This window comes from Pseudomonas sp. MIS38, from assembly GCF_019891575.1.
Lineage (GTDB): Bacteria > Pseudomonadota > Gammaproteobacteria > Pseudomonadales > Pseudomonadaceae > Aquipseudomonas > Aquipseudomonas putida_A.
Genome location: NZ_JAFLXF010000018.1, coordinates 128,414 through 135,203, shown reverse-complemented (window position 1 = coordinate 135,203; position 6,790 = coordinate 128,414). Strand labels below are relative to the sequence as shown.

General features: G+C 61.7%; 4 protein-coding genes. All 4 read left to right on the top strand.

Annotated elements, in window-relative coordinates:
* The first annotated feature begins 290 nt into the window (after nt 1–290).
* Genes J1G18_RS20135 through J1G18_RS20120 form a run of 4 tightly spaced genes read left to right on the top strand, consistent with a single transcriptional unit; the run spans nt 291 to nt 6,587 of the window.
* A complete protein-coding gene (locus J1G18_RS20135; protein ID WP_223008322.1) occupies nt 291–1,448 on the top strand; it encodes an efflux RND transporter periplasmic adaptor subunit in 1,158 nt (385 codons plus the stop codon).
* A complete protein-coding gene (locus J1G18_RS20130) occupies nt 1,445–4,546 on the top strand; it encodes a multidrug efflux RND transporter permease subunit (protein WP_223008321.1) in 3,102 nt (1,033 codons plus the stop codon). Before J1G18_RS20135 ends, J1G18_RS20130 begins: the two co-directional genes overlap by 4 nt.
* 9 nt (nt 4,547–4,555) lie before the next feature.
* Nucleotides 4,556–5,233 (top strand): heavy metal response regulator transcription factor, encoded by a 678-nt coding sequence (locus J1G18_RS20125; RefSeq protein WP_007916978.1) that lies wholly within the window; start codon nt 4,556–4,558, stop codon nt 5,231–5,233.
* Nucleotides 5,223–6,587 (top strand): heavy metal sensor histidine kinase, encoded by a 1,365-nt coding sequence (locus J1G18_RS20120; RefSeq protein WP_135296528.1) that lies wholly within the window; start codon nt 5,223–5,225, stop codon nt 6,585–6,587. Before J1G18_RS20125 ends, J1G18_RS20120 begins: the two co-directional genes overlap by 11 nt.
* The last annotated feature ends 203 nt before the right edge of the window (nt 6,588–6,790 follow it).

Here is a 6,790-nt window from a genome sequence, read left to right as displayed (position 1 = left end):
GAGACCGATTCATCAGGCCGAACTGGTGAAATGAAGGCCTGCCTGACGGCAGGCCATTACCGGCCCGCACACAAAAAATCTGACACTCTCGCCGCTGTAAGAGCGGAACCATAATAAGCCGTTACCGCAGCAACGGATATGTACCCCATCAACCCACAACATGGTCGGCCCAGAGGCCGCCAAGCCACACGAAACTGACAGCGCTGACAGCCAGCCGTCACCCTCCTGACCCCCAAACAAGTTTATAAATACCCAACCTGCCCAAACTCCAGCCCTTGGCGCCCCATTTCATGCGAATCAAGAAAAACCAAGCCCTGCTAGCCCTAGTGATCGCCCTGGCCGCCGCAGGCGCATGGTGGGCAATGAAACCCGCCCCGACCAAACTGGCCACCCCAACCGCCATCCCGGTCCGCGTCGTCACCGTCAGCGAAAAAGACGTCCCCCGCTACACCAGCGGCATCGGCTCCGTACTCTCATTACACAGCGTCGTAGTGCGCCCACAAGTCGACGGCATCCTCACCAAAATCCTCGTCAAGGAAGGCCAACTCGTCAAAGCAGGCGACCTGCTCGCCACCATCGACGACCGCTCGATCCGCGCCAGCCTCGACCAGGCCCGCGCGCAACTGGGCGAAAGCCAGGCACAACTGCAAGTCGCCTTGGTCAACCTCAAGCGCTACAAACTGCTCAGCGTCGACGACGGCATCTCGAAACAGACCTACGACCAGCAACAGGCACTGGTCAACCAATTGAAAGCCACCGCACAAGGCAACCAGGCCGCAATCGACGCGGCGCAGGTACAACTTTCTTACACGCAGATCCGCTCCCCGGTCACCGGCCGCGTCGGTATTCGTACAGTCGATGAAGGCAACTTCCTGCGCATGACCGACACCGCCGGCCTGTTCACCGTGACCCAGATCGACCCGATCGCCGTGGAATTCTCGCTGCCGCAGCAAATGCTGCCGACCCTGCAGGGCCTGATCAACGATCCGCAGCACGCACAGGTCAAGGCTTACATTGGCGCCGACACCGACGGTGAAACCGGCAACCTGCTCGGCGAAGGTCACCTGACCCTGATCGACAACCAGATCAACGCCAACACCGGCACCATCCGCGCCAAGGCCGAATTCGACAACGCCAGCCAAAAGCTCTGGCCGGGCCTGCTGGTGACGGTAAAAATTCAGACGGCACTGGATAAGAATGCGCTGGTGGTGCCGCCTACCGTCGTACAACGCGGCCTCGACCAACACTTCGTTTACCGCGTGAACGGCGACAAGGTCGAAGCCGTACAAGTGCAGATGGTTTATCAGGGCAGCGGGCAGGACATCATCAAAGGCGTGAAGGCCGGTGACGTACTGGTGACCGACGGCCAGTCGCGGCTCAAACCCGGCTCGACCGTGCAGGTCATGAGCGAGCCGCCACAGGTGGTGCAAGCGGAGCCGAAACCATGAAGGCGCACAAAGGCGTCTCCACCTGGTGCATCGATCACCCGGTCGCGACGATTCTGCTGACCATCGCATTGGTGCTGGTCGGCGTGATTGCCTTCCCGCGCCTGCCGATCGCCCCACTGCCGGAAGCGGAATTTCCGACAATTCAGGTCTCGGCGCAGTTACCCGGTGCGAGCCCCGACACCATGGCTTCGTCCGTGGCCACGCCGCTGGAGGTGCAATTCAGCGCCATCCCCGGCATGACCCAGATGACCTCCAGCAGTGCGCTCGGCTCCAGCCTGCTGACCCTGCAATTCACCCTCGACAAGAGCATCGACACCGCCGCCCAGGAAGTCCAGGCCGCGATCAACACCGCCGCCGGCAAACTGCCCAAGGACATGCCGACCCTGCCGACCTGGAAGAAGGTCAACCCGGCCGACAGCCCGGTGCTGATCTTAAGCGTCAGCTCGACGCAAATGCCCGGCACCGAACTCAGCGACCTGGTGGAAACCCTGCTCTCGCGCCAGATCAGTCAGATCGACGGTGTAGGCCAGATCAACATCACCGGTCAGCAACGTCCGGCGATTCGCGTGCAAGCCTCGGCCGACAAACTGGCGGCCATCGGCCTGACCCTGGCCGACATTCGTCTGGCGATCCAGCAGACCAGCCTCAACCTCGCCAAAGGTGCGTTGTACGGCGAATCGAGCATCTCGACGCTGTCGACCAACGATCAGTTGTTCAAACCCGAGGATTACAGCCAACTCATCGTTTCCTATAAGGACGGCGCCCCGGTTCACCTGCGGGATGTCGCCAAAGTCGTCAACGGTTCGGAAGATGCCTACGTGCAAGCCTGGGCCGGTGATCAACCGGGGGTGAACCTGGTGATCTCGCGGCAACCGGGGGCGAACATCGTCGAAACCGTCGACCGCATTCAAGCCGCCCTGCCCGGCCTCGAAGCCATGCTCCCTGCCTCGGTGCAGGTAAAAACCCTGATCGACCGCACCCAGACCATTCGTGCCTCGCTGCATGAAGTCGAGATCACCCTGTTGATCGCGATCCTGCTGGTGGTGGCGGTGATGGCGCTGTTCCTGCGGCAGTTGTCTGCGACCATGATCGTCTCGGCGGTGCTCGGTGTATCGCTGACCGCCAGTTTCGCCCTGATGTACCTGCTGGGATTCAGCCTGAACAACTTGACGCTGGTGGCGATCGTCGTCGCGGTCGGGTTTGTCGTGGACGATGCGATTGTGGTGGTGGAGAACATCCACCGGCATCTGGAGGCCGGCGACAGCATGCGCGAGGCGGCGGTCAAAGGTGCCGGCGAAATCGGCTTCACCGTGGTCTCGATCAGTTTCTCGCTGGTGGCGGCGTTCATTCCGCTGCTGTTCATGGGCGGTGTGGTCGGGCGGTTGTTCAAGGAATTCGCCCTGACCGCGACCTCGACCATTCTGATTTCGGTGGTGGTGTCGCTGACCCTCGCGCCGACGCTGGCAGCGCTGTTCATGCGCAAACCGGTGCACCACGCCCACGACAAACCGGGCTTCAGCGAACGCTTGCTGGCCTGGTACGAAAAAGGCCTGCGTCGCGCCCTCGCCCACCAGAAACTGATGATCGGCGTGTTCGGTTTGTCCCTCGCTTTGGCCATCGCCGGTTACATCTTTATCCCCAAAGGTTTCTTCCCGGTTCAGGACACCGGATTCGTCCTCGGCACCACCGAAGCCGCTGCGGATATTTCCTACGGCGACATGGTGAAAAAACACTTGGCCATGGCCGAAATCGTCGCCGCCGATCCGGCCGTTCAGGCGTTCTCGCACTCGGTCGGTGTGTCCGGCAGCAACCAGACCATCGCCAATGGGCGCTTCTGGATCGCCCTGAAAAAACGCGGTGACCGCGACGTCTCGGCCAGCCAGTTCATCGACCGCATTCGTCCGCAACTGATGAAAGTCCCGGGCATCGTCCTGTACCTGCGCGCCGGCCAGGACATCAACCTCAGCTCCGGCCCGAGTCGCGCGCAGTACCAATACGTGCTCAAGAGCAACGACGGCGCGACCCTCGCCACCTGGACCCAGCGCCTGACCGAAAAGCTGCGCAGCATCCCGGCGTTCCGCGACATTTCCAACGATCTGCAACTGGGCGGCAGCATCACCCACATCAGCATCGACCGCAGCGCCGCCGCGCGTTTCGGCCTGACCGCCAGCGATGTCGACGAAGCGCTGTACGACGCCTTCGGGCAGCGCCAGATCAACGAGTTCCAGACCCAGGTCAACCAGTACAACGTGATTCTGGAACTGGACACCAAGCAACGCGGCAAAGCCGAAAGCCTCAACTATTTCTATCTGCGCTCGCCGCTGAGTGGCGAGATGGTGCCGCTGTCGGCGCTGGCCAAATTCGATGCGCCGACCATCGGCCCGCTGTCGATTGCCCATGACGGCATGTTCCCCGCCGCCAACCTGTCGTTCAACCTGGCGCCCGGCGTGGCGTTGGGCGACGCGGTGATCCTGCTCAATCAGGCCAAGGCCGAGATCGGCATGCCGACCGCGATCAGCGGAAATTTCCAGGGCGCGGCGCAGGCGTTCCAGAGTTCGCTGGCCAGTCAGCCGTGGCTGATTCTCGCGGCGCTGGTGGCGGTGTACATCATTCTCGGCGTGCTCTATGAGAGCTTCGTACATCCGCTGACAATCATCTCGACGCTGCCGGCGGCCGGTCTCGGGGCGGTGATCATGCTGTGGATCTGCGGTCAGGACTTTTCGATCATGGCGTTGATCGGGCTGGTGTTGCTGATCGGCATCGTCAAAAAGAACGGCATTCTGATGATCGACTTTGCCCTGGAAGCCCAGCGCAATCGCGGACTGGCGCCGCAGGAGGCGATTTTCGAAGCGTGCCTGACGCGGTTCCGGCCGATCATCATGACCACCCTCGCCGCGCTGCTCGGCGCGTTGCCGCTGATGCTCGGTTACGGCACCGGCGCGGAACTGCGCCAGCCGCTGGGGATCGCGGTGGTGGGCGGCTTGCTGGTCAGCCAGATGCTGACGCTGTTTACCACGCCGGTCATATACTTGTGGCTTGAGCGGCTTTTCCACAGGCCCAAACCAATGCCCACGACGGCACTGGCGACCACAGACTGAGGTAGGGTCATGCGCGTTCTGATTATCGAAGACGAGGAAAAAACCGCGGACTATCTGCACCGCGGTCTGACGGAACAGGGTTACACCGTGGACCTGGCCCGCGACGGCGTCGAAGGCCTGCATCTGGCGCTGGAAAGCGACTACGCGGTGATCGTCCTCGACGTGATGCTACCGGGCCTGGATGGCTTCGGCGTGCTGCGCGCATTGCGTGCGCGCAAGCAGACCCCGGTGATCATGCTCACCGCCCGCGAGCGCGTCGAAGACCGGATCAAGGGCCTGCGTGACGGCGCCGACGATTACCTCGGCAAACCGTTTTCCTTCCTCGAACTGGTGGCTCGCCTGCAGGCGCTGACCCGGCGCAGCGGCGGCCATGAACCGGTGCAAGTGAGCATCGCCGACCTGTGGATCGATCTGATCAGCCGCAAGGCTACCCGCGCCGGAACCCGGCTGGATCTGACGGCAAAAGAGTTCTCATTGCTCAGTGTCCTCGCCCGGCGTCAGGGTGAAATTCTGTCGAAAACCGCGATTGCGGAGATGGTCTGGGACATTAATTTCGACAGCGATGCCAACGTCGTCGAAGTCGCGATCAAGCGTCTGCGAGCCAAGCTCGACGGGCCATTCGACGAGAAACTGCTGCACACCATTCGTGGCATGGGTTATGTGCTGGAGAGCCGTGGTGTCCAGTAATTCCATCGCGCTGCGCCTGAGCGGGATGTTTACGCTGGTGGCGCTGCTGGTGTTCCTGTTGATCGGCGGCGCGCTTTATCAGCAGGTCGACAAGGGCCTTGGTCTGCTGCCGGAAGCCGAGCTGGACGCGCGGTATAGCGTGCTCGAATCGGCCCTCAATCGTTATGGCACCCCCGAGCATTGGGTGAAGATCAACGCCAAGCTCAAGCTGCTCGGCGAGGAAGACAAGCGCATTCGTTTCTGGGTGGTCAGCGGTGATCCCGGTTACGAGTACGGCGCGCCGGACGCGCGGATCCGCGCCTTCGCCAACGGCCCGACGGGCATGCATGACCTGCAGTTGCCCGACCATCCCTATCCGCTGAAAGTGCTGCTGACCGAACTGCCGGCCAAGGATCAACGCCCGCCCCTGCGCTTCATGATCGGCATCAACACCGAAACCTTCCACGAGACTCAGCACAACCTGCTGATCGCCTTGGTCAGCCTGGCGATTATCGGTGTGCTGCTGGCGTCGGCGTTGGGTTATTGGGTGGCGCGGATCGGTCTCAAGCCGTTGATCAAACTGTCCCACGAAGCCCAGCGTCTGGCACCGCCACTGCGGGCCGGACGCCTGCGCATGTCGCCCTTGCCGCCGGAGCTGGAGCAGTTTGTCGACTCGTTCAACTCAACCCTGGAGCGGGTCGAACAGGCCTATTCGCGCCTGGAATCGTTCAACGCCGACGTCGCCCATGAACTGCGCTCGCCACTGACCAACCTGATCGGCCAGACCCAGGTCGCGCTGACCCGCGGGCGCTCCGCCGAACACTATTTCGAAGTGCTGCAATCGAACCTCGAAGAGCTGGAACGCCTGCGTTCGATCATCAACGACATGCTGTTTCTGGCCAGCGCCGACCAGGGCAGCAAGGCCACCAAACTGACCGAGACTTCTTTGGCCGATGAAGTCGCGACCACGCTCGAGTACCTGGATTTCATCCTCGAAGACGCGCAAGTGCAGGTGCACGTCAGTGGCGATGCGCAGGTGCGGATCGAGATCGCGCATCTGCGCCGGGCACTGATCAATCTGCTGAGCAACGCCGTGCAGCACACCGAGCCGGGCCAGGTGATCGAGGTGCACATCGAAGTTGAAGAGCATCAGGTCAGCATCGGCGTGGCCAACCCCGGATCGCCGATTGCCAGCGAGCACTTGCCGCGCTTGTTCGAGCGCTTCTATCGGGTCGATGCCTCGCGCAGCAACAGCGGCAACAACCATGGATTGGGGCTGGCGATCGTCAAGGCGATTGCGCTGATGCATGGTGGGGATGTGTTTGTGCGCAGTGATCGGGGGATGAATACCTTCGGCATTTATTTGCCTGTTTAGAAGCCCCTCACCCTAACCCTCTCCCGGAGGGAGAGGGGACTGACCGAGCCGTTCTCTGGAGTTGCATCGACCTGAAATATCCAGTCGAACTCAAGTTTTGAAAAGCCCCCGATCTGCTCCCTTTCCCCCTCGCCCCCTTGGGGGAGAGGGCTGGGGTGAGGGGGTGACTTTTGCTTGTGCTGTAACAGTCATTTATGAAAATC

Coding starts and splice junctions, on each gene's coding strand:
- J1G18_RS20135 (WP_223008322.1), top strand. CDS start 291: ATGCGAATCAAGAAAAACCAAGCCCTGCTAGCCCTAGTGATCGCCCTG.
- J1G18_RS20125 (WP_007916978.1), top strand. CDS start 4,556: ATGCGCGTTCTGATTATCGAAGACGAGGAAAAAACCGCGGACTATCTG.
- J1G18_RS20130 (WP_223008321.1), top strand. CDS start 1,445: ATGAAGGCGCACAAAGGCGTCTCCACCTGGTGCATCGATCACCCGGTC.